The sequence below is a fragment of the Streptomyces sp. NPDC091282 genome (assembly GCF_044757385.1).
Taxonomy (GTDB): domain Bacteria; phylum Actinomycetota; class Actinomycetes; order Streptomycetales; family Streptomycetaceae; genus Streptomyces; species Streptomyces gramineus.
In genome coordinates this window covers 509,745-530,029 of record NZ_JBIVUX010000006.1, presented here as the reverse complement: position 1 = coordinate 530,029, position 20,285 = coordinate 509,745, and the positions used below count along the sequence as shown (strand labels likewise).

Here is a 20,285-nt window from a genome sequence, read left to right as displayed (position 1 = left end):
ATCTGGCGTTGACTTTTGGCACGCTGTTGAGTTCTCAAGGAACGGTCGCTTCCTTTGTACTCACCCTCTCGGGCTTTCCTCCGGGCTTCCCTTCGGTGTTTCCAACCTTACCAGATCCGTTTTCCGTTCCGTTTCCGGTCGGAATTCATTTCCGGTGGCCGTTGGAGGGCCTTTGCCTATTTGATTGCCTTCCGGCTCTCTTTCGGCGTTTCCAACTTTATCAGAAGTTCTTGGCCGGTCTGACCGGCCACTCATTTCTGAGTAAATCGGAGGGTGGCTTCGATGTGCGGAGAAGATTCTCCGTTATGAAGCAGATCGATTCTAACGATCGGCCCTGAACCTGTCCAGTTCTAGGCAACTGTTTGAATCTACCTCCCCGACCGACCCGTGTCAACGGGTCTTCCGGGGCGAAGAGGAGACTAGCAGCTCACAGCGGGTCTCCGCACATCAGGCGGCCGTCGGCACGAACGCGCTGCGCTCGGCCTCTCCGAGGTCGCCCGTCTCGCCGGCGCGAACGGCCCGGCCGCCGAGGACGAAGACGTAGGTGAGGAAGGCCAGCTCGGCGGCGACACCGATGCCGATGCGGGCCCAGGTGGGCAGGCCGGACGGCGTGACGAAGCCTTCGATGGCGCCCGAGACGAACAGGACAAGCGCCAGCCCGATGGCCATGCCCACCGCGGCACGGCCCTCTTCGGCGAGGGCGTTGCGGCGACTGCGCGGACCCGGGTCGATGACCGTCCAGCCGAGACGGAGCCCGGTACCCGCGGCGACGAAGACCGCCGTGAGTTCGAGGAGCCCGTGCGGGAGGACCAGGCCCAGGAAGGTGTCGAGCCGGCCCGCCGAGGACATCAGGCCGAAACCGACCCCGAGGTTGAGCATGTTCTCGAGGAGGATGTAGAGCACCGGCAGGCCGAGGAACACCCCGAGGACCAGGCACATCGCGGCGGCCTGGGCGTTGTTCGTCCACACCTGGGCCGCGAACGAGGCCGCGGGATGGCTGGAGTAGTAGGTCTCGTACTCGCCGCCGGGCCGGGTCAGCTCGCGGAGCTGGCCGGGGGCGGCGATGGTCGACTGCACGTCCGGGTGCGTGCCGATCCACCACCCGAGAAGGATCGCGAGTGCGGTGGATATGAGCGCGGTGGGCACCCACCAGTGCCGGGAACGGTAGACCGCGGCCGGGAATCCCTGCCCCAGGAAGCGGACGACATCACGCCAGGACGCGCGGCGCGTCCCGGTCACGGCGCTGCGCGCCCGTGCCACGAGCTGGCTGAGGCGGCCGACGAGCTGAGGGTCGGGAGCGCTGGACTGGATCAGCGAGAGGTGGGTGGCGGTGCGCTGGTAGAGGGCGACGAGTTCGTCGGCTTCGGCTCCGTTGAGGCGCCGCTGCCGCCGCAGGAGCGCGTCGAGGCGGTCCCACTCGGCTCGGTGTGCTGAGACGAAGACGTCGAGGTCCATCGGGTCTGCCTGCTCCTCGGCTGGTCGTCGACTGCCTGTCTTAGCTGTCAGCTTGTCGTACTGCGGCGCGATGCGCTCTCAGCTTGGCAGACTTGCCCTGTACAGGGCAGACCAGGGGAAGGCGGCGGGCGTGAGTGAGCTGGTGACGGGTGAGGCGGTGGCCCTCGAACTGCGTCCCGCGAGGCTGCCCAGCAGGGCGCTGGCCATCCTGCTCGACCTGGTGGTGGCCATGACCGTGTACATCGGTGTCTCCATCGGTCTGGTGGCGGCCACGGCGTCGCTGGACGACGCCGCGCAGGTCGCCCTGTCCATCGCGGCCTTCCTGTTGCTGCTGGTGGGCGGGCCGATCGCGGTGGAGACGCTGAGCCATGGGCGCTCGCTCGGGAAGCTGGCGTGCGGGCTGCGGGTGGTGCGCGACGACGGCGGGCCCATCCGGTTCCGGCACGCGCTGGTGCGCGGTGCCCTCGGCGTGGTCGAGATCCTGCTGACCTTCGGGGTCGTCGCCTGCATCGCCTCGCTGGTCTCGGCGCGCGGCCGGCGGCTGGGAGACGTGTTCGCCGGGACCCTGGTGGTGCGTGAGCGCGTGCCCGTCGGGCAGACCCGGTTCGTTCCGCCGCCTCCGCCCTGGCTGGCGGGACGTTTCGCCGAGCTGGATCTGTCGGCCGTTCCGGACGGGCTCTGGCTCGCCGTACGCCAGTACCTGACGCGGATGCAGCAGCTCGATCCACAGGTCTCCTGGACGATGGCCGAGCAGCTCGCCACCGACCTGGCCGCCCGGACGGGGACTCCGGCGCCACGGGACACCCCGCCGGCGGCGTATCTGGCGGCCGTGATGCAGGAACGGCAGGCGCGTGACGCCCGGCGGGCCTTCGCCGGTCAGGCCCCCTCGGCGGCCGGTGCGCAGAACGCGTACGCCCCGCAGGCGCCTACCGTTCCCCACGGATACGGCGCCCCCACGGCTCCAGGCGCGCCCCACGGATACGCTTCCCCGACCCCGGCCGCTCCCCCCGGCTACGCCCCACCGGTACCGCCGTCGCCCCCGGCCTACACACCTCCGGCAGCGGGAGCGCCAGGCGGTTACGCCCCTCCCGTGCCGACGGCGTACAACTACGCCTCTCCGGTGCCGGACGCGCCCCACAGCTACGCCCCTCCCGTGCCGGACGCGCATCACGGCGACACCCCACCCGTGGCGGGTGCGCCGGACGGCGATCTCCCGCCCTCGCAGCAGCCCGCGGCCTCTCCGTCCGGTACTCCCCCCGTGGCCGAACGGCCGTCCACCGGGTTCGTGCCGCCGGCCTAGGCCTCCTCGGTCCCCCCGGGGCTGCCGGACTTCCGGATCCGGGGGTGCGGTGGTGCGACGCGTCAGTCGTGGAAGACGGACGGCGGCGACTGGAGGTCCTCCAGCTCGATTCCGGGGGCCGCCAGGACCACGTCGCCGGCGAGGTGCACGGTGTGCCGCTCCCCCGTGTCCAGGGCTGTGACCTGGTATTCGTCCACGGTCAGGGGGCCGTTGTCAGTGGCGTGTGCTTCGCTCTTCACCAAGGCCCAGGACTGGTCCACGGTGCGCGGGGCGAGGACCGGGTCCGTGAAGGCCACGAGGCGTACGTGGGTCGCGGCGGCGGAGGGGGTGAGGCGCAGGAGACGGGCGGTGGCGACCAGGAACGCGGGGGACGTGCCGGTGAAGGCGTGGGCGCGCACATGGCCTTCGGTGGCATGAGCGCCGGTGGGGTCCGTGCGGACCCAGGTGACGCCGTCGAGGGCGGCGCCGCGCACCTGCCAGCTCCCGGCGTGCAGTTCGAGGCGGATGGGGCGCCCGAGATCGTCGAGGGCGAGATCGACCGAGCCGCCGTCGTCTCCGGCGGGGGTGGTCAGCCGGGAGACGTAGCGCCAGCCGGAAGGGCCGGGGGCGCACTGGAAGTGCTCTTCACCGAGGGGGGTGTGATCGTGCGGATCGTGGAGCGAATAACGGCCGCGGGGCATGGGGTTCCTGGGTCTTGGCGGGCCGCCGGTCTGGAGTACGGGCCTGCGGTACGGCCGCTCGGGTAGGCCGGCGGGTCACGGGCCGGGCCGGCGGTCAAAGGGGCAGGCCCCCGACACGGGGGTGCGGGGGCCTGCCTCGATGGTCCGCTGAGCCTGCCGGGGCACCGCGGTGGTGGAACTCCGTGGCGGTGCCTCGGCAGCGGTGTCTCAGTAGCGGTAGTGGTCCGACTTGTAGGGACCCTCGACCTTGACGCCGATGTACGAGGCCTGCTCGGGGCGGAGCGTCGTGAGCTTCACGCCGAGCGCGTCCAGGTGCAGGCGGGCGACCTTCTCGTCGAGGTGCTTGGGCAGCGTGTAGACGCCGATCGGGTACTCGTCGGGCTTGGTGAACAGCTCGATCTGGGCCAGGGTCTGGTCCGCGAAGGAGTTGGACATCACGAACGACGGGTGGCCGGTGGCGTTGCCCAGGTTCAGCAGGCGGCCCTCGGAGAGGACGATGATCACCTTGCCGTCGGGGAACTTCCAGGTGTGGACCTGCGGCTTGACCTCGTCCTTGACGACGCCGGGGATCTTGGCGAGGCCGGCCATGTCGATCTCGTTGTCGAAGTGGCCGATGTTGCCCACGATGGCCTGGTGCTTCATCTTGGCCATGTCCGAGGCCATGATGATGTCCTTGTTGCCGGTCGTGGTGACGAAGATGTCGGCCTTGTCGACGACCTCGTCGAGGGTCGTGACCTGGTAGCCGTCCATCGCCGCCTGCAGGGCGCAGATCGGGTCGATCTCGGTGATGATCACGCGGGCGCCCTGGCCGCGCAGGGACTCCGCGCAACCCTTGCCCACGTCGCCGTAGCCGCAGACGACCGCGGTCTTGCCGCCGATCAGGACGTCGGTGGCGCGGTTGATGCCGTCGATCAGGGAATGGCGGCAGCCGTACTTGTTGTCGAACTTCGACTTGGTGACGGCGTCGTTGACGTTGATCGCCGGGAAGAGGAGCTCGCCGTCGCGCTGCATCTCGTACAGGCGGTGGACGCCGGTCGTGGTCTCCTCGGTCACGCCGCGGATCTCCGAGGCGAGCTGGGTCCACTTCTGCGAGCCGTCCGTGATGGTGCGGTGCAGGAGTTCGAGGATGACGCGGTGCTCGTCGGACTCGGCGGTGTCGACGGACGGCACCTTGCCGTCCTTCTCGTACTCAACGCCCTTGTGGACGAGGAGGGTGGCGTCACCGCCGTCGTCCAGGATCATGTTCGGGCCGCCGGTGGGGGTGTTCGGCCAGGTCAGCGCCTGCTCCGTGCACCACCAGTACTCCTCCAGCGTCTCGCCCTTCCAGGCGAAGACGGGGACGCCCTGCGGGTTGTCCGGGGTGCCGTTCGGGCCGACGGCGATGGCGGCGGCCGCGTGGTCCTGGGTGGAGAAGATGTTGCAGGACGCCCAGCGGACCTCGGCGCCGAGGGCGACCAGGGTCTCGATCAGGACGGCGGTCTGCACGGTCATGTGCAGGGAGCCGGTGACGCGGGCGCCGGCCAGCGGCTGCGCGTCGGCGTACTCCTTGCGGATCGCCATCAGGCCGGGCATCTCGTGCTCGGCGAGGGTGATCTCCTTGCGGCCGAAGTCGGCCAGGGAGAGGTCGGCGACCTTGAAGTCCTGTCGGTTGTCGACAGTCGTCATTGCGAGCTGCTCCTCGTATCGGGTCGAGGGTGGGTACGGCTGGTCTGCGCGGCGGCGGACACAGGGGTGCCCGGGAAGAGGACACAGGCATGCCCACGTACGCGCAGCGCAGTCCGTCGGAGGCCCTCTCTCCCTCGGCCGGTCCGTAGGGGACCGCCCGACCGCCATCAGCAGCGACGTCTGGCTCCGTCCCAAGCTACACCGGTGGGCCGGGCCTCCCCAGTCCGCCTCCGGACACTTCACGCCGTTCGAGGGGGGCCGGCGCGGTCGGCGGGGCGGGATGTGAAGAGGTGATGGGGGTCTCGGCGAGGGGGTGCGCAGGAGCGGCGGCGGGGGGCCGACCGGGGCTTTCGCGCCTTTGAGGCGCCGTGCGGGTGTTGCAGGATGCAGGGAGATCGGAGCCTCCGATCGGGCGCACGGGACGTCCGGGACGGCGTTCGGTGTGACGAAGGCGTTAGGAGATCGACGTGACCAGTCCGGCAGGCCCTCCCCCCACGGGCAGCCAGGGTGACGAGCCGAAGAAGGTGCGGCTGCTGGCGGTGACCGCGTGCCCCACGGGTATCGCGCACACCTACATGGCCGCGGAGAAGCTCGCGCAGGCCGCCCAGAGCCGCGGGATCGGGATGAAGGTGGAGACGCAGGGATCGATCGGGGCCGAGAACGTACTGGATGACAACGATGTCAGATCTGCTGACGGTGTCATCGTCGCCGCGGACAAGGACGTGGACCTGGCCCGGTTCGCGGGCAAGCGGGTGCTCAAGGTCGGTGTGGCCGAGGGCATCCGCCATCCCGAGCGGTTGATCGAGCAGGTGCGGTCGGCGCCGGTGCACCGGCCCGGCGGGGCGGCGGCCGAGGAGCCGTCGGCGGGTGGCGGCAGGGAGCGGAGCGTCGCCTACAAGGCGCTGATGAACGGCGTCAGCTACATGATCCCGTTCGTCGTGGTCGGCGGGTTGCTGATCGCGATATCGCTCTCGCTGGGCGGCAGCCCCGACCCCTCGGGCGGTCTCGTCATCCCGAAGGACTCCTTCTGGATGGACGTGAACAACATCGGCGTCATCGGCTTCACGCTGATGGTGCCGATCCTGTCCGGATACATCGCCTACGCCATCGGCGACCGGCCCGCGCTGGTGCCGGGCATGATCGGCGGCTGGATCGCCAACACGGGGTCGCTGTACGACTCGAAGGCGGGCGCGGGGTTCATCGGGGCGATCGTGACCGGGTTCCTGGCCGGATACCTGGTGCTGTGGATCAAGAAGGTCAGGGTCCCGAGGTTCGTCCAGCCGATCATGCCGATCATCGTGATCCCGATCGTGGCGACGACGGCGCTGGGGCTGTTCTTCATCTACGTGATCGGCAAGCCGATCTCCTGGGTCTTCGAGCACCTGACCGGCTGGCTGAGCGGCATGACGGGCACGAGCGCGATCCTGCTGGGCGCGATCCTGGGCCTGATGATCGCGTTCGACATGGGCGGCCCGGTCAACAAGACGGCGTTCCTCTTCGGCGCCGGGCTGATCGCGACCGGCAACCAGACGGTGATGGGCATGTGCGCCGCCGCGATCCCGGTCATGCCGCTGGGCCAGGGCCTGGCCACGCTGATCCGGAAGCGGTGGTACGACGAGCAGCAGCGGGAGACCGGTCTCGCCTCGCTGTTCATGGGCTGTTTCGGCATCTCGGAGGGCGCGATCCCGTTCGCCGCGGCGCGGCCCGCGCAGGTCATCCCGGCCAACATGGCGGGCGGCGCGGTCGCCGGTGCGATCGCCGGGCTGGCCGGGGTGAAGGACGCGGTGCCGCACGGCGGGCCGATCGTGGCGGTGCTGGGCGCCGTGACCGGCGTGCCGATGTTCTTCGTGGCCGTCGTGATCGGGTCGGTGGTGACGGCGGCGGCGACCGTGGGGCTGATCGACCTGAGCATGCGCGGGCGGGGCGCCGTGCCGGCGGCGGACACGGCCGCGCCGGCCGAGGTGCCCGGGGCCGTGCTGGTCGGGGCGGTGCCCGGAGGGAGCGCGGTTGCGGTGGCGGTCGGCGCGGACGGCGGCTCCGGGCCGTCGGCGGGAGCGGCGGAGGCGTCGGGGTCGGCCGGCGCGCGGGGTGCGGCCGTTACGGCGCCGCGCGCGTCCGGGGGCGACGCGGTCGAGGTCCTGTCCGGGTATCTGACCGAGGAGACCGTCGCGGTGCGGCTGGAGGCGGGCGGCAAGGAGGAGGCGATCCGGGAGATGGCCGGGCTGCTGGCCCGCAGTGGCCGGGTCGCGGACGCCGGGGAGCTGGTGGCGAGCGCGCTGCGGCGCGAGGAGCAGGGGACGACCGGGCTGGGCGAGGAGATCGCCGTGCCGCACGCCAAGACGGATGCGGTGACCGCTCCGGTCGTCGGGTTCGCGCGGTCGGCAAAGGGCGTGGAGTGGGACTCGCCGGACGGGACGAAGGCACGGCTGGTCTTCATGATCGCGGTACCGGAGGCGGCCGCCGGGGACGAGCATCTACGGATCCTCGCGCTGCTGTCCCGGAGGCTGATGGACGCCGGGTTCCGGGAGCGGTTGCTGGCGGCGCCGGACGAGCGGGCGCTGCTGGGCGTGCTCAGCGAGGTCGGGTGACCGGATGACCGCGGGCCCGCTTCCCCGAGGTGCGGGGAGGCGGGCCCGTGTCGCGCGCGCCGTGGCCGAAGCCGGCGCTGCTGCCGGTGCCGCGGCGGGTGCTCAGTGGCCGGTGGGATGCGGGTTCGGGCCGCCCGGGGTGGCCTCCGGGTCGGGGCCCTTGGCCGCCTCGGCCTCGCTGTAGATGTCGGGTTCGAGGTAGATCACGCGGGCGATGGGAACCGCGGTGCGGATGCGGGCCTCGGCGGCGTTGATGGCGTTCGCGACCTCGGTGGCCGTGTCGTCGTGCTGGACGGCGATCTTGGCGGCGACCAGCAGTTCCTCGGGGCCGAGGTGGAGCGTGCGCATGTGGATGATGCCGGTGACCGTGTCGCCGTCGACGATCGCGGCCTCGATCTTCTTGACCTCTTCGACGCCCGCGGCCTCGCCGAGCAGGAGGGACTTGGTCTCGGCCGCGAGGACGAGGGCGATCAGGACGAGCAGGACACCGATGCAGACCGTGCCGATGCCGTCCCAGACGCCGTCGCCGGTGAGCAGGGCGAGGCCGACGCCGCCGAGGGCGAGGACCAGGCCGATGAGGGCGCCGAAGTCCTCCAGGAGGACGACCGGCAGCTCGGGGGCCTTGGCCCGGCGGATGAACTGCGACCAGGACAGCTTGCCCCGCAGTTCGTTGGACTCCTTGATGGCCGTACGGAACGAGAAGCCCTCGGCGAGGATGGCGAAGACCAGGACGCCCACCGGCCAGTACCAGTGCTCGACCTGGTGGGGGTGGCTGATCTTCTCGTAGCCCTCGTAGATGGCGAACATGCCGCCGACCGAGAAGAGGACGATCGAGACGAGGAAGGCGTAGATGTACCGCTCGCGCCCGTAGCCGAAGGGGTGTTGCGGGGTCGCCTCGCGCTGGGCCTTCTTGCCGCCGATGAGCAGCAGGAACTGGTTGCCGGAGTCGGCGACCGAGTGCACGCCCTCGGCGAGCATCGACGAGGAGCCGCTGAACGCGAACGCCACGAACTTCGATGCCGCGATCGCGAGGTTGGCGCCGAGTGCCGCCACGATCGCCTTGTTGCCGCCTGACGCGCTCATGTGTCCGCGATGTCCCTTCTCGCCGTCGTCCGTCCACGCCGTCCCGGCATGTACCCGTCTTTGCACGTGCTTTGCCGGACGGGTCATTGTTGCAGCCCTGTCCGGGGGTGGTTCGTCAGGTATCCACAATCCCGGTAAGACAATCCGACCCGTCCGGAACCGAGGATCCCTCAGACGATCACCGTGGCACGGAAGACGGTGCCCGCGCCCGAGACCTCCGTCTTTTCGCCCGCGGGGACGAAGACCGACTGACCGGGGGTCAGGTCCTCCTCGCCGGCGCGGACCACACCGGCCGTGCAGAGCAGGATCTGCGGGGTCGGCAGGGTCAGGTCATGGGCCGTGGTGCCCGCGGGCAGGACGTACCGGGAGAGCCGGAACTCGTCGATCGGCGTCTCGTAGACCTCCTCGCCGTCCGGGGCCGCCTCGGGGCGCAGCACGCCCGGGTCGCCGGCCTCGAAGCGGACGACGCGCAGGAGTTCGGGGACGTCGACGTGCTTGGGGGTCAGGCCGCAGCGCAGCACGTTGTCGGAGTTGGCCATGATCTCGACGCCCAGGCCGGCGAGGTAGGCGTGCGGGATGCCGGCGCCGAGGAAGAGCGCCTCGCCGGGCTGGAGGCGGACGTGGTTGAGGAGCATCGCGGCGATCACGCCGGGGTCGCCCGGGTAGTGGTGGGCGAGGCCCGCGTAGGGCGCGTGGTCGCCGCCGAGGCGGGCGCAGGCCGCGGCGGCCTCGGCGACCGTGTGGGCCATCTCCTCGCGGTCTGCGGTGAGGACGGCGGTGAGGACCTCGCGCAGGGCCGCTTCCTCGGGCTGGGCGCGCAGCAGGTCGACGTACGGCTTCAGGGAGTCGACGCCGAGGGCTTCGAGGAGCCCGGCGGCCCGCTCCGGCGTGCGGAAGCCGCACAGGCCGTCGAACTCGGTGAGCGCGCAGATCAGTTCGGGCTTGTGGTTGGCGTCCTTGTAGTTGCGGTCCGGGGCGTCCACCGGGATCCCGCGCCGCTCCTCGTCCTCGTACCCCTCGCGCGCCTGCTCCAGGTCGGGGTGGACCTGGAGGGAGAGCGGGGCGCCGGCCGCGAGGATCTTGAGCAGGAAGGGCAGCCGCGGGCCGAACCTGGCCACCGCCGCCTCGCCCAGCTCGGCCTTCGGGTCCGCGTCGATGACCTCGACGAGGGTGCCCCGCCCGGTGCGCGAGGGGGCGCCCGGGTGGGCGCCCATCCACATCTCCGCCTGCGGCTCGCCGCTCGGCTCGACCCCGAGCAGCTTCGGGATGGCGGTCGGGGAACCCCAGGCGTAGGGGCGGACGGTGTTGTCGAGGCGGTCCATGGCTTCTCTCTGCCGGTTCTCTCTGCGTACGGGGGCGACCGGGGTCGCGTGGGGTCGCGGGCGGGTCCGTCGTGCGCCGGTGTACGACGAGCCGTGGCGGGGCCACGACCGCGTGCGCCGGTGCGCGGCGGCCGTGTTCACCGCGTGTTCCCCCGCCGGTCCGCCGCCGGTACGCCCCTCAGGGTGTCCTTCGTACGACGGGCCCGGTGCCGGTGTCCACCTCAGGCCCCCGAAGCGAGCGCCAGGTAAACGGCGGCGAAATCCGTGACGGCGATCAGTTCCGCGAGGGTCTCCAGCTCGTCGCCCTCCTCCGGCTCCAGCTCGCTGACCGGGGTGTCGTGGCCGAGGGCGAGTTCGCGGGCGGCGGGCGCGGCGGTGAGGCCGCTGGAGGGACGGTCGCGCAGCAGCACCACGTGCGCGTGCAGCGCGGGTGCCTCCTCGACGCGGTCGCGGAAGAAGTCGTCGGGGTCGGCGCTGGCGGCGAGCGGCCCGGCGAGCAGGGCCTGGTGGGCGGCCAGGGCCTCGGGGAGTTCGGCGACCAGGGCGGGGCGGCCGGCCAGCTCGGCGAGGGCGGCGGCGAAGCGGCGGCCGGCCGGACCGGCCGAGACGCCCTCCGTCCAGATCACCGGGAGCGCGTCGGCCAGGTCCGAGGCGAGGGTCTTGGCGGGGTTGCTGTAGGTCACGATGGCCGGGCCGCAGCGCTCGGCGATCCGGTCGAGACGGTCGGCGGTCCGCTCCAGGTCCTCCGGCGGGGCGGTGACCAGGCCGATGCGGTCGAGCAGCACCAGCAGCGGGGTGAGCAGTCCCCACAGGACGCCGGGTGAGGACCCGGCGAGCGGCTCGCCGTGGTCGTAGGGTGCCGTCGCCATCGGCATGAACAGGCCGTGCGCGCCGGCCACCGCCTCGGTGAGCGGGGTCTCGGCGGGGGCGACGGCGGCGACCGAGCAGCCGCGCCGGTAGGCCTGGTCGGCGAGGAGGGACAGGCTGGGTTCGGTGCCGTCCGGGGTGGCGATCAGCAGCAGGTCGACGGAGCCGGCCCAGCCGGGCAGCTCCCAGCGCAGGGCGCCGGCGGCCGGGGCGACACCGGTGGGCGCCAGCCGGATGACGGGGCTGCCGGGTCCGGCCAGGGTGCCCAGGAGGTCCGCCGCGTGGGTGGCGGCGACGCCGGGGCCCGCGATCAGGACGGCGCGCGGGCGCCCGTCCGGCTTCAGCTCCTTGACGCCGGCCTCGACGGCGAGCCGGGCCGCCGTGCGGACGCGGGCACCGGCCTCGGCCGCGCCGCGCAGCAGACCTCGGCGGTCGGCCCGGGCGAGGCCCTCCGGCGTGTCGAGCAGCGTTTCGTCGAGCATGAGAGCGGCCTCCGGTCGCCGGGGTCCTGGTGCGGTGGTGCCGCGGTCGCGGTTGCCGCGCGGCCGCGGTCAGGCGGGTGCTCAGGCGGGGCGGCGGGCCTCGTCGACGAGGAGGACGGGGATGCCGTCGCGCACGGGGTACGCCAGGCCGCAGTCCTGGCCGGTGCAGATCAGCTCGGCGTCCTGCTCCTTGACGGGGGCGTGGCAGGCCGGGCAGGCGAGGATCTCCAGAAGGCCGGCTTCGAGCGGCATGGGGGGTCCCTTCGGGGGTCTCGGGGCGGATGGTCGCGTGCGGTCAGGTTACCGCCGCCGGGGCGGGCGGGGCCGACCTCAGCCCCTGATGATCGCCAGTACCTCGTCCCGCACCTTCGTCATGGTCGCCTCGTCCCTGGCCTCCGCGTTCAGGCGCAGCAGGGGTTCCGTGTTGGACGGGCGGACGTTGAACCACCAGTCGGCGGCGGCGACGGTGAGCCCGTCCAGGTCGTCCAGGGTGAGGTCGTCGCGGTCCCCGTAGGCGGCGCGGATCCGGGCGAGGCTGGCCCGCTGGTCGGCGACCGTGGAGTTGATCTCGCCGGATCCCGCGTAGCGGTCGTACTGGGCGACGAGGGCGGACAGCGGGCCGGACTGGCCGCCGAGCGCGGCGAGGACGTGCAGGGCGGCGAGCATGCCCGTGTCGGCGTTCCAGAAGTCCTTGAAGTAGTAGTGGGCCGAGTGCTCGCCGCCGAAGATCGCGCCGGACCGGGCCATCTCGGCCTTGATGAACGAGTGGCCGACGCGGGTGCGGACCGGCGTGCCGCCGTTCTCCCGGACCACCTCCGGGACCGTCCAGGACGTGATCAGGTTGTGGATGACGGTGCCCTTGCCGCCGTTGCGGGCCAGTTCGCGGGCGGCGACGAGGGCGGTGATCGCCGACGGTGAGACCGGCTCGCCGCGCTCGTCCACGACGAAGCAGCGGTCGGCGTCGCCGTCGAAGGCCAGGCCGAGGTCGGCCGACTCCGCGCGGACGCGCTCCTGGAGGTCCACGATGTTGGCCGGGTCGAGCGGGTTGGCCTCGTGGTTGGGGAAGGTGCCGTCCAGCTCGAAGTACATCGGGACGAGGGTCAGGGGCAGGCCCTCGAAGACCGTCGGGACGGTGTGGCCGCCCATGCCGTTGCCCGCGTCGACCACGACCTTCAGGGGGCGGATCGAGGTCAGGTCCACGAGTGAGCGCAGGTGGGCCGCGTAGTCGGGCAGCGTCTCGCGCGAGGTGATCGTTCCGGGCGTGGCGGCCGGCTGCGGCGCGCCCTCCCGCGACCAGCGCTCGGTCAGCTCCCGGATCTCGGTGAGGCCCGTGTCCTGGCCCACCGGTGCGGCTCCCGCGCGGCACATCTTGATGCCGTTGTACCGCGCCGGGTTGTGCGAGGCGGTGAACATCGCGCCGGGCAGGCCGAGCGCGCCCGACGCGTAGTACAGCTGGTCCGTCGAGCAGAGGCCGATCTCGGTGACGTCGACGCCGCGGGCCGCCGCGCCGCGCGCGAAGGCGCGGGACAGGCCGGGCGAGGAGGGCCGCATGTCATGGCCGACGACGATCGCGGCAGCTCCGGTCACCTGGACGAAGGCGGCGCCGAACAGTTCGGCGACCGCCTCGTCCCACTGGTCCGGGACCACTCCGCGCACGTCGTACGCCTTGACGATCTGCGACAGATCAGCAGTCACTGGCCAACCCTCCTGAGGTCCTATCGGTCGCCCCAAACTACCCGTCCCGGGCACCGCTCGGACGGCGGCACGGGCCCGCGGCTCCCCGGCGGCCCCGTCGGCATCCGTCTCCCGGTGTCCCGGCCGTGATCTGCGGCGTTCTCGCAGGATCCGCCCGCGTGCGAAGCGGGCACGCGCGCGGTACGGGCGCCACGCCGAGCGGTCCCGGACGACGGGTCACGGCGGCGGCGGTGGTCCTTCGGCCGCCGGGGAGGGATTCCCGCCGCACGGACGGGGGTTCGGGCCGGCCGGCTCCGGGAGGGGCAGACGATCCGGGAGGGGCGGACACGGACCCGGCGGCGGGCACGCGCGTGCGTGGTGCTGCGGTCGGTCCGGGGCCGCCCGACCGGGCGGCCCCGTCGGCGGACCGTCGCCCGAACGAGCGGTGCGGGGCGTCGAGATGACGGATCCGGGCGGCCGGAGGGGTGCCCGGCACGGTCCGCGGGGCGGGGAACAGGCCGAACGCGGCGCCTGGGCGGCGCTGGAGGGTGTCCGGCCGGGTGGTCGGCCGGTAACGGGGCGGGCGGTGTGCGCGGCCGTCAGACGGGCCGTCAGGGCCGCGAGGTGTCCTTCCGGCCAGACCTCGCCGCGCCAGGGGCCCGGCGGGCACCGCGGGGACGTACGGCCGGGGCTGTCGGACCGTCACGAGCGGTGCCGGGCAAGGCGGGTGGCGTGCGGAGAGCGGCGCGGCGCGCGGGAAGGATTCGGCTCAGTTGTCCGGTGACCGCAGGATCCGCAGGTGGCCGCGGCGTGCGACCTCCATCGGGTCCGCGCCGCGTCCGCCGCCGGCTTCGGCCGCCCGCTCCTGGGGGCGCGCCGCCTCGCGCACCGCGTTGGCGAGCGCTTCCAGGTCGTCCCCGCTGGGCCGGGCCGGGGCGGAGCCGTCGATGAGGCGGACGACCTCCCAGCCGCGCGGCGCGGTGAGGCGCTCGGAGTGCTCGGCGCACAGGTCGTAGCAGTGGGGTTCGGCGTAGGTGGCGAGTGGGCCGAGGACCGCGGTCGAGTCGGCGTAGACGTACGTCAGCGTCGCGACGGCGGGTCGGCCGCAGGCGGTGCGCGAACAGCGACGTACAGGGCTCACGACGTTGGACGGTACCGCACTCTTGAGCGGGCCGCGACGACTCTGCCCCAGGTCACCCCACCGTGTCGTGCTGTGAAACGCCCCACACTCCCTTTTGGACACGCCTCGCTGACCTGCGCGGACGATCGCGGCCCGGACTCCCGGACGGTACCGCATCCGGTCATGACTCGATACAAACACCGTCAATTGCCTTGAGCTCGTCGGTCGTGTGGAGATACGGAAACGAGCCCGACCTTGGCCGGAATGGTCATCCTCCGACATGTCACCCCAGACGGTGTCGAGGCGTGAGGCGGCGCGCCGGAAGTCCGCGAGGACTACGCTTCACCAGTGATGGACAACCGTGTACCGCCCCGTGCCGCCGGCCCCGGGCCTCGTCGACGTGATCGCCACGGTCGGGGCATGCGCGGACCGATCGCGCCCCCTCAGGTACCCCTGGCAGCGAGCCGTGCGGACGTGTTCGCGGACCTGGTGCAGGACTCCGTGGAGCGCCTGGAGCGGCGCTGGCCGCAGCTCGCCGACATCGATTTCCTGGTGCTGGAGGTGCCCCGGCTCCAGGACCGGCACGACGAGAGCTGGAGCGACGAGGCGGTGCCGCTGGGCGGGATCATTCCCGCGCGCGAGGGACGCCGGGCGCGGGTGGTCGTGTACCGGCGGCCGGTCGAGATCCGCACCAAGGGCCGCGACGAGCGGGCCGCGCTGGTGCACGAGGTCGTGGTGGAGCAGGTCGCCGAGCTGCTCGGACTCACTCCGGAGACGGTGGACCCCCGCTACGGCGAGGAGTGAGCGGGGGTCCTGGTCCGGCTCCTACCTCTGCAGCACCGACACGTCCTGGTCGGCTTCCGGCACGGCCACCGTGCCGCGGTCGTCGGGAAGGGTCTGGATCGTGAAGCCGGGGACGCCGTCCTCGGTGGCCGAGAGGGTGCGCGAGCCGTAGACCGGGCCGCCGGAGAGCGGCTCCACGGTCAGCGCGTAGGTGCCCTTCAGGCCGGACGGGACCGGCGCCTCGACGTCCTGGGTGGTGCCGGACTTGATCGTGAACGTCTTGGACACCGCCGTGCCGCCCTCGCTGCCCGCCGACGCCGTGACCTTCACCTTGGCGGTGCCGGAGGGCGCGGCCAGGGAGAGGGTGGTGCCCTTGCCGCTGTTGTCGGCGGACGTCGCGCGGGTGCCGACCGGCGCGGTCGCCGGGATGTAGGCGGTCTCCTGCTTGCCGCTCTTGCCGCGGGTGACGCGCAGCGCCGCCACCACCGGAACCGACTGGTCGGTGGGGGTCAGGACCAGTGAGCCCGCCTCGCCGCGGGTGACGTCACCGAGGTCGGTGGCGGTGGTCATGCCCGCCTTCACGTGCAGCGTCTCGTTGCCGGCCGGGGTGATCAGGCCGTCCGGGGAGGCGAGGCGGACCTTCAGGTCGGCGTCGGTGTCCCCGTCGGTGAAGGCGATCAGCCGGACGTCCGTGGCGTCCTTGGGGATGCCCGGCAGCACCAGGCTGCCCGAGGGGTCGGCGGAGGCGGCGAGCCAGTCGCCGCCGGTCTTGTCGTCCAGGGCCTGCACGCTCGCGCCGACCCGTCCGCTGCGCACGTTCACATGGACGGTCAGGTCGGTCTGCTTGTCCTCGGAGAGCGTGGACAGCAGGACCGGCTCGCCGGCGTGCGGCGGGACCGTGATGCCCTCCCCCACCGAGGACTTGAGCCGGCCGTCCTTGCCGTACAGCTCGACGTCGACGACGGCGGCGCTGTCGTCGGGGTTGGTGAGATGGACGTAGTCGGTGCGGCCGGCCGCGGTGCTGGCGCCGGGGAACCAGAAGTCGGTGTCGGCCGGTGTGCAGGTGACGCCCTGGAGACCGCGCCCGGTGCCCGCGGCGACCTCGGTGGTGGCCTGGACCGTCCAGCCCGGCGCGTACCTGCCCTCGGCGGTGCCGACGTAGGCGGGTCCGTCGGCGCCGGAGGTGTCGCCGGTGGCCGGGGTGCCGGGCGCCTTCGGGGTGAGGACGGGCTTGGACGCCTTCTTCTTCTTGCCGCTCGTCCCGTCCGCCGACTGCTCGGTGGCCGCCTGGAGTTCGGCCTTGCCGTCGCTCGCGGTGCCCTGGGTGACGGGCGTGAACGACGTGTACGAGGTGTCGGCGATGTCGGACAGGCTCGGCGCCGGGCACAGCAGGGTGGTGCGCTCCACGGGCAGCTGGGCGGCCGCCTGGGCGGCGTGCGCGGGGGCGGCGGCCGGCGGGTCGAGCGCGGCGAACCCGGTGACCGCCGCGAGGGCGGCCGTACCGGCGAGCAGGGACAGGGTGGTGCGGTTCACTGCTGGCTCCCGTCGTGGTGCTCGCCGCCGGTGCCGTGCCGGTGCTGGGCGGCCGGGTCATAGGCCGGGTCGTAGCCCTGCTGGTACGTCGGGTCGTACGCCTGCTGACCCTGCTGCCCGCCGTAGCCGTACGGGTCGTACTGGCCGGTCTGGTACGGGTCGTACGTCTGCTGGTCGTAGCCCTGCTGGTCGTAGCCCTGCTGGTACTGGCCGGCGCCGGTGTCCTGGTACTGGTCGGCGTAGCCCTGCTGGTGGCCGTCGCCCGCGGGGTAGGAGGCCGGGTCCCACTCGTCGTAGGACGGCTGCTGCGGGATCGCGGCCTGCGGCTGCTCCTCCTCGGCGGGCGGGAACTCCGGGGCGGCCGGGAACTCCTCGGCTCCCTCGGCTCCTTCGGCGGCCGCGGCTTCGTCGGCCTCCGCCTGGGCGCGCAGGCGGCGGGCGCGGCGGCCCTCGCCCTCGACGGGCTGGGCGGGGACCGTCTCCTCCTCGGGGAGGTCGTCGTCGACGACGCGGCGGCGGCCGGGGAGGGCGAGGACGACCAGGACGACGGCGAGCGCGCCCTGGACGAACAGCCAGACGGTGTGGGTGAACGGGGCGTCGTAGGTGACGTCCAGCTTCCCTCCGGAGGAGGGGAGTTGGAAGCCCTGCGCCCAGCCGTCGACCGTGGTGCGGGTCAGCGGCCTGCCGTCGAGGGTGGCCGCCCAGCCGGGTGCGGCCGAGTCGGCCAGGCGCAGGACGCGGCCCTCGGCGCCGGCCGGGATCGTGGTGTGGATGTCGACGGGTCCGGCGGCGACGGAGCCGGGGGTGCCGGAGCCGTTCGCGGAGACGATCGTCGCGCGGGAGACCTGCTGGTCGACGCGCCACAGGGCGCTGCCGTCCTGCTGGCTGAGCCGGGACAGGCCCGGTGTGGCGTCGAGTACGCGCGTGATGTCACGCGGCGCGCCCTTGTGGACGAGGACGTAGCGCACCGCGAACCCGCCGAGCTGGTCGGCCTGGTCCGCGCCGGAGCCGGCCACCAGGTTGGCGACGACCTTGTCGAGCTTGGCGTTCTCGCCGTCGGCCGCGGTCGCCTCGGCGTCTCCCATGCGGGCGCCGGAGCCGCGGACCAGCATGTAGTCCACGTGCGCGGGGCTGTTGCTGTCGAGGACGAGGGTGCGGACCTGGTCGGTGGTGGAGCTGTCCTCGGCGACGAACGCGGGCACCTGGGTGGCGTCGCGTCGCTCGACCGGGCCGTCGGCGCCGGCGATCATCCAGCCGGCGGCCAGCAGCAGCGGGCCGGCGGCCGAGGCGAACGCGATCAGGGCGGCCACCGGCTGGCGCCAGCCGAAGCTCTGCTCGGCGACCCGGGAGCGTGCTCCGTCGGCGCCGAGCGCGGCGGCGGAGACGATCGCGATGCCGTAGACGAGGGTGGCGGGACCCGCCCAGGCGGACTTGTTGGACAGGACCGCGAAGACCAGACCGACCAGGGCGACCGCCCAGGCGGACCGGACGGCGGACTGGCGCTCGGAGCGCAGCAGCGCCGCCAGGGCGGCCAGGACGATGCCGATGAGCATCAGCCCGTCGAGCGTGCCGGGGCCGCCGGGGCTGGCGCCGAGCAGGTCGAGGGCGGAGGCGGCCGAGACGCCGTACTCCAGGCCGGCTTCCTTGAAGAACCCGGACGGCAGCAGGGTCAGCGACCAGGGTGCCAGGACCAGCAGCGGGGTGCCGAGCTGGGTGAGCAGGCGCAGGCCGGAGGCGACCAGGTCGGAGCGGCGGACGACGAGCACGGCGACGCCGAGGACCAGCGCGATCGGCCAGACGACCGGCGTGAAGGCCGTGGTGATGGTCAGCAGCAGCGCGTACGCCCAGGTGGCACGCCAGCTGCCGCGCCCGCCCGAGGGGTGGGTGAGGCCGCTGGCGGCGATGCCGGCGCGGGCGATCAGCGGCAGCAGGACGGCGAGCACGGCGGTGCCGATGCGGCCGCCCGCGAGCGAGCCGGTGGCGGCCGGCAGGAAGGCGTAGGCGATGGCGGCCCAGGCGCGCAGCAGGCGCGAGGTGACCAGCGGCCGGGAGGCGAAGTAGGCGGTGAAACCGGCCAGCGGCACGGAGGCGACGAGCAGCAGGGTCACCGCGAGCCCGGTCGAGCCGAACAGCAGGGAGGCCAGCGAGGCGACGATCGCGAGGTACGGCGGGGCGGACGGGGTGCCGCCGGCGCCGACCGCGTGCCAGGCGTCGAGGTAGCGCGACCACAGCTCGCCGGAGGTGCCCGGGGCGGGCAGCAGGGCGCCGCCCGCGAGGGCGCCGCCGCCGAGCAGCGCGCGGCAGGCGACCAGCGAGAACAGCAGCAGCACCAGGAAGAGCACCGGGCCGGGCTTGCGCGCGATGCGCTTGACGCGGGCGAACTGCTCGATCTCCAGGAAGTCGGCGTCGTCGCCGCCGGGTCCGGACTCGACGCCGCCGCCGTGCCGGCCGGCCGTGGAGACTTCGTCGTCGGCGCCGAAGAAGTTGCCCGCGACCTGTTCGACGGTGGCCCGTACGGTCGCGCCGGGCGGCGGGAACAGCGGGCGCAGTTCGCCCTTGTCGAGCTGGGAGGGGCCGCGCCTGCGCCGTCCGGCGATGATCCGCTCGGGGCGCAGCAGAGTGCCCAGCAGACCGCGGATCTCGTCGAGGGCCTGTCCGGGGACCTTGCCGACGAGGTTGGCGACGGTGCGCAGCAGCGTGCCGAGGACCAGCCGCAGCAGGGTCCAGGGCAGCGCGGCCGTGCGGGTGTTGACGAGCAGGGTGTAGACGGCGCCGGCCTTGTCGACCTTGTGCGGCGAGGCCGTGGTGCGGCCGGCGCAGTCGACGGCGCGGCGCTCGCGGGAGGCGGCCTCGGCGTGCCGGACGACGGCCTCGGGGGCGATCAGGACGCGGTGTCCCGCGTTGTGCGCGCGCCAGCACAGGTCGACGTCGTCGCGCATGAGGGGCAGCCGGCGGTCGAAGCCGCCGAGTTCCTCGAAGACGTCGCGGCGGATCAGCATGCCGGCGGTGGAGACGGAGAGCACGGGCCGGACGTGGTCGTGCTGTCCCTGGTCCTGCTCACGGCGGTCAAGGCCGGTCCAGCGGCGGCCGGAGTGGGCGATGGTGACGCCGACCTCCAGCAGCTGCCGGCGGTCGTACCAGCCGCGGAGCTTGGGGCCGACGATCGCCACGTCGTCGCGGCCCAGGTCCATCTCGTTGTCGACGACCCGGAGCAGCTGGGCGAGGGCTTCGGGTTCCGGGGCGCAGTCGTCGTGCAGCAGCCAGAGCCACTGGACCGGTTCGCCGTACGGCAGCTCGGGCATGTCGTAGGCGTCGTCGCGCCACTGGCGGGTGACGGGGTCCCAGCCGCTGGGCCGCTTCAGGTACGGCAGCTCGTCCGGGGTGAGGACGGGCGCGGTGCGGCTCGCCTCCTCGACGGCCTGGCCGAAGCCGGTGCGGCGGGCGAGGTGCAGGACGTTGGCGTCACCGAGGGACTCGGTGAGCAGCCGCGCGGAGTCGTCGGCGCTGCCGGTGTCGGCCGCCACCGCGTACTGGGCGGGGCGTTCCTGGCCGAGCAGCCCGGCGAGCGCGTCGGGCAGCCAGCGGGCACCGTCGTGGGAGACGAGGACCGCGGTCACCACGTGACGCGGGAACTCGGGCGGGCGGGTCGGGTCGAACCCCGCCGCGGGGGCTGGGTCGAACCCCGCTGAGGCGGCCGTTGGGTCGGCTGCCTGATGACTGTGGAGGGACATCG

Annotated in this window: 15 protein-coding genes; 4 read left to right on the top strand and 11 right to left on the bottom strand. The window is 72.9% G+C overall.

What is annotated here, in order from left to right; translation table 11 throughout:
- The coding region (locus ACIQOE_RS29535; protein WP_399012709.1) for a hypothetical protein at window positions 1-338 on the top strand (338 nt) is incomplete at its 5' end.
- 109 nt (window positions 339-447) lie between these two features.
- Here the strand turns inward: ACIQOE_RS29535 and ACIQOE_RS29530 are convergent.
- Window positions 448-1,455: a stage II sporulation protein M gene (locus tag ACIQOE_RS29530; RefSeq protein ID WP_365565177.1), complete on the bottom strand. Its 1,008-nt coding sequence runs from the start codon at window positions 1,453-1,455 to the stop codon at window positions 448-450.
- Between the two features lie 130 nt (window positions 1,456-1,585).
- Between ACIQOE_RS29530 and ACIQOE_RS29525 the strand changes: the two genes are divergently transcribed.
- The gene (locus ACIQOE_RS29525) at window positions 1,586-2,755 is read left to right on the top strand and encodes an RDD family protein (RefSeq protein ID WP_365576090.1); all 1,170 of its coding nucleotides are present in this window, start codon (window positions 1,586-1,588) and stop codon (window positions 2,753-2,755) included.
- A 62-nt stretch (window positions 2,756-2,817) separates the two neighbouring features.
- On the opposite strand, the gene ACIQOE_RS29520 is transcribed toward ACIQOE_RS29525, so the two are convergent.
- Window positions 2,818-3,435, bottom strand: a complete 618-nt coding sequence (locus ACIQOE_RS29520) for a hypothetical protein (protein WP_401414727.1) — start codon at window positions 3,433-3,435, stop codon at window positions 2,818-2,820.
- A gap of 207 nt (window positions 3,436-3,642) precedes the next feature.
- Complete coding sequence (gene ahcY, locus ACIQOE_RS29515; protein WP_351329014.1) at window positions 3,643-5,100, bottom strand: adenosylhomocysteinase; 1,458 nt, start codon at window positions 5,098-5,100, stop codon at window positions 3,643-3,645.
- A gap of 467 nt (window positions 5,101-5,567) precedes the next feature.
- On the opposite strand from ahcY, the gene ACIQOE_RS29510 reads away from it, so the two are divergent.
- A complete protein-coding gene (locus ACIQOE_RS29510) occupies window positions 5,568-7,688 on the top strand; it encodes a fructose-specific PTS transporter subunit EIIC (protein ID WP_401414724.1) in 2,121 nt (706 codons plus the stop codon).
- A 102-nt stretch (window positions 7,689-7,790) separates the two neighbouring features.
- On the opposite strand, the gene ACIQOE_RS29505 is transcribed toward ACIQOE_RS29510, so the two are convergent.
- The 6 genes from ACIQOE_RS29505 to ACIQOE_RS29480 form a co-directional block, all read right to left on the bottom strand.
- Complete coding sequence (locus ACIQOE_RS29505; RefSeq protein WP_351935558.1) at window positions 7,791-8,771, bottom strand: cation diffusion facilitator family transporter; 981 nt, start codon at window positions 8,769-8,771, stop codon at window positions 7,791-7,793.
- Between the two features lie 170 nt (window positions 8,772-8,941).
- A complete protein-coding gene (gene manA, locus ACIQOE_RS29500) occupies window positions 8,942-10,093 on the bottom strand; it encodes a mannose-6-phosphate isomerase, class I (protein ID WP_365576097.1) in 1,152 nt (383 codons plus the stop codon).
- Between the two features lie 221 nt (window positions 10,094-10,314).
- The gene (locus ACIQOE_RS29495) at window positions 10,315-11,442 is read right to left on the bottom strand and encodes an SIS domain-containing protein (RefSeq protein WP_365565191.1); all 1,128 of its coding nucleotides are present in this window, start codon (window positions 11,440-11,442) and stop codon (window positions 10,315-10,317) included.
- An 81-nt stretch (window positions 11,443-11,523) separates the two neighbouring features.
- Entirely contained in the window at window positions 11,524-11,694 is a 171-nt protein-coding gene (locus ACIQOE_RS29490; protein WP_351329004.1) for a Trm112 family protein, read from the bottom strand.
- 78 nt (window positions 11,695-11,772) lie between these two features.
- Window positions 11,773-13,137 carry a phosphomannomutase/phosphoglucomutase gene (locus ACIQOE_RS29485; protein WP_365576099.1) on the bottom strand — a complete coding sequence of 455 codons (1,365 nt, stop codon included), beginning with the start codon at window positions 13,135-13,137 and terminating at the stop codon, window positions 11,773-11,775.
- 748 nt (window positions 13,138-13,885) lie between these two features.
- Window positions 13,886-14,257, bottom strand: a complete 372-nt coding sequence (locus ACIQOE_RS29480; RefSeq protein ID WP_351329000.1) for a DUF3499 domain-containing protein — start codon at window positions 14,255-14,257, stop codon at window positions 13,886-13,888.
- Window positions 14,258-14,587: 330 nt separating this feature from the next.
- Here ACIQOE_RS29480 and ACIQOE_RS29475 point away from each other — a divergent pair, with 330 nt between their 5' ends.
- A complete protein-coding gene (locus ACIQOE_RS29475; protein WP_351329022.1) occupies window positions 14,588-15,040 on the top strand; it encodes a metallopeptidase family protein in 453 nt (150 codons plus the stop codon).
- 21 nt (window positions 15,041-15,061) lie between these two features.
- On the opposite strand, the gene ACIQOE_RS29470 is transcribed toward ACIQOE_RS29475, so the two are convergent.
- On the bottom strand, window positions 15,062-16,552 hold the full coding sequence (locus ACIQOE_RS29470; RefSeq protein WP_365576101.1) for a DUF5719 family protein: 1,491 nt from the start codon (window positions 16,550-16,552) through the stop codon (window positions 15,062-15,064).
- Complete coding sequence (locus tag ACIQOE_RS29465; protein WP_401414720.1) at window positions 16,549-20,283, bottom strand: glycosyltransferase; 3,735 nt, start codon at window positions 20,281-20,283, stop codon at window positions 16,549-16,551. The genes ACIQOE_RS29470 and ACIQOE_RS29465 overlap by 4 nt, the downstream gene beginning before the upstream one ends.
- Between the last annotated feature and the right edge of the window lie 2 nt (window positions 20,284-20,285).

Coding starts and splice junctions, on each gene's coding strand:
- ahcY (WP_351329014.1), bottom strand. CDS start 5,100: ATGACGACTGTCGACAACCGACAGGACTTCAAGGTCGCCGACCTCTCC.
- ACIQOE_RS29465 (WP_401414720.1), bottom strand. CDS start 20,283: ATGTCCCTCCACAGTCATCAGGCAGCCGACCCAACGGCCGCCTCAGCG.
- ACIQOE_RS29530 (WP_365565177.1), bottom strand. CDS start 1,455: ATGGACCTCGACGTCTTCGTCTCAGCACACCGAGCCGAGTGGGACCGC.
- ACIQOE_RS29495 (WP_365565191.1), bottom strand. CDS start 11,442: ATGCTCGACGAAACGCTGCTCGACACGCCGGAGGGCCTCGCCCGGGCC.
- ACIQOE_RS29490 (WP_351329004.1), bottom strand. CDS start 11,694: ATGCCGCTCGAAGCCGGCCTTCTGGAGATCCTCGCCTGCCCGGCCTGC.
- ACIQOE_RS29475 (WP_351329022.1), top strand. CDS start 14,588: ATGGACAACCGTGTACCGCCCCGTGCCGCCGGCCCCGGGCCTCGTCGA.
- ACIQOE_RS29520 (WP_401414727.1), bottom strand. CDS start 3,435: ATGCCCCGCGGCCGTTATTCGCTCCACGATCCGCACGATCACACCCCC.
- ACIQOE_RS29505 (WP_351935558.1), bottom strand. CDS start 8,771: ATGAGCGCGTCAGGCGGCAACAAGGCGATCGTGGCGGCACTCGGCGCC.
- manA (WP_365576097.1), bottom strand. CDS start 10,093: ATGGACCGCCTCGACAACACCGTCCGCCCCTACGCCTGGGGTTCCCCG.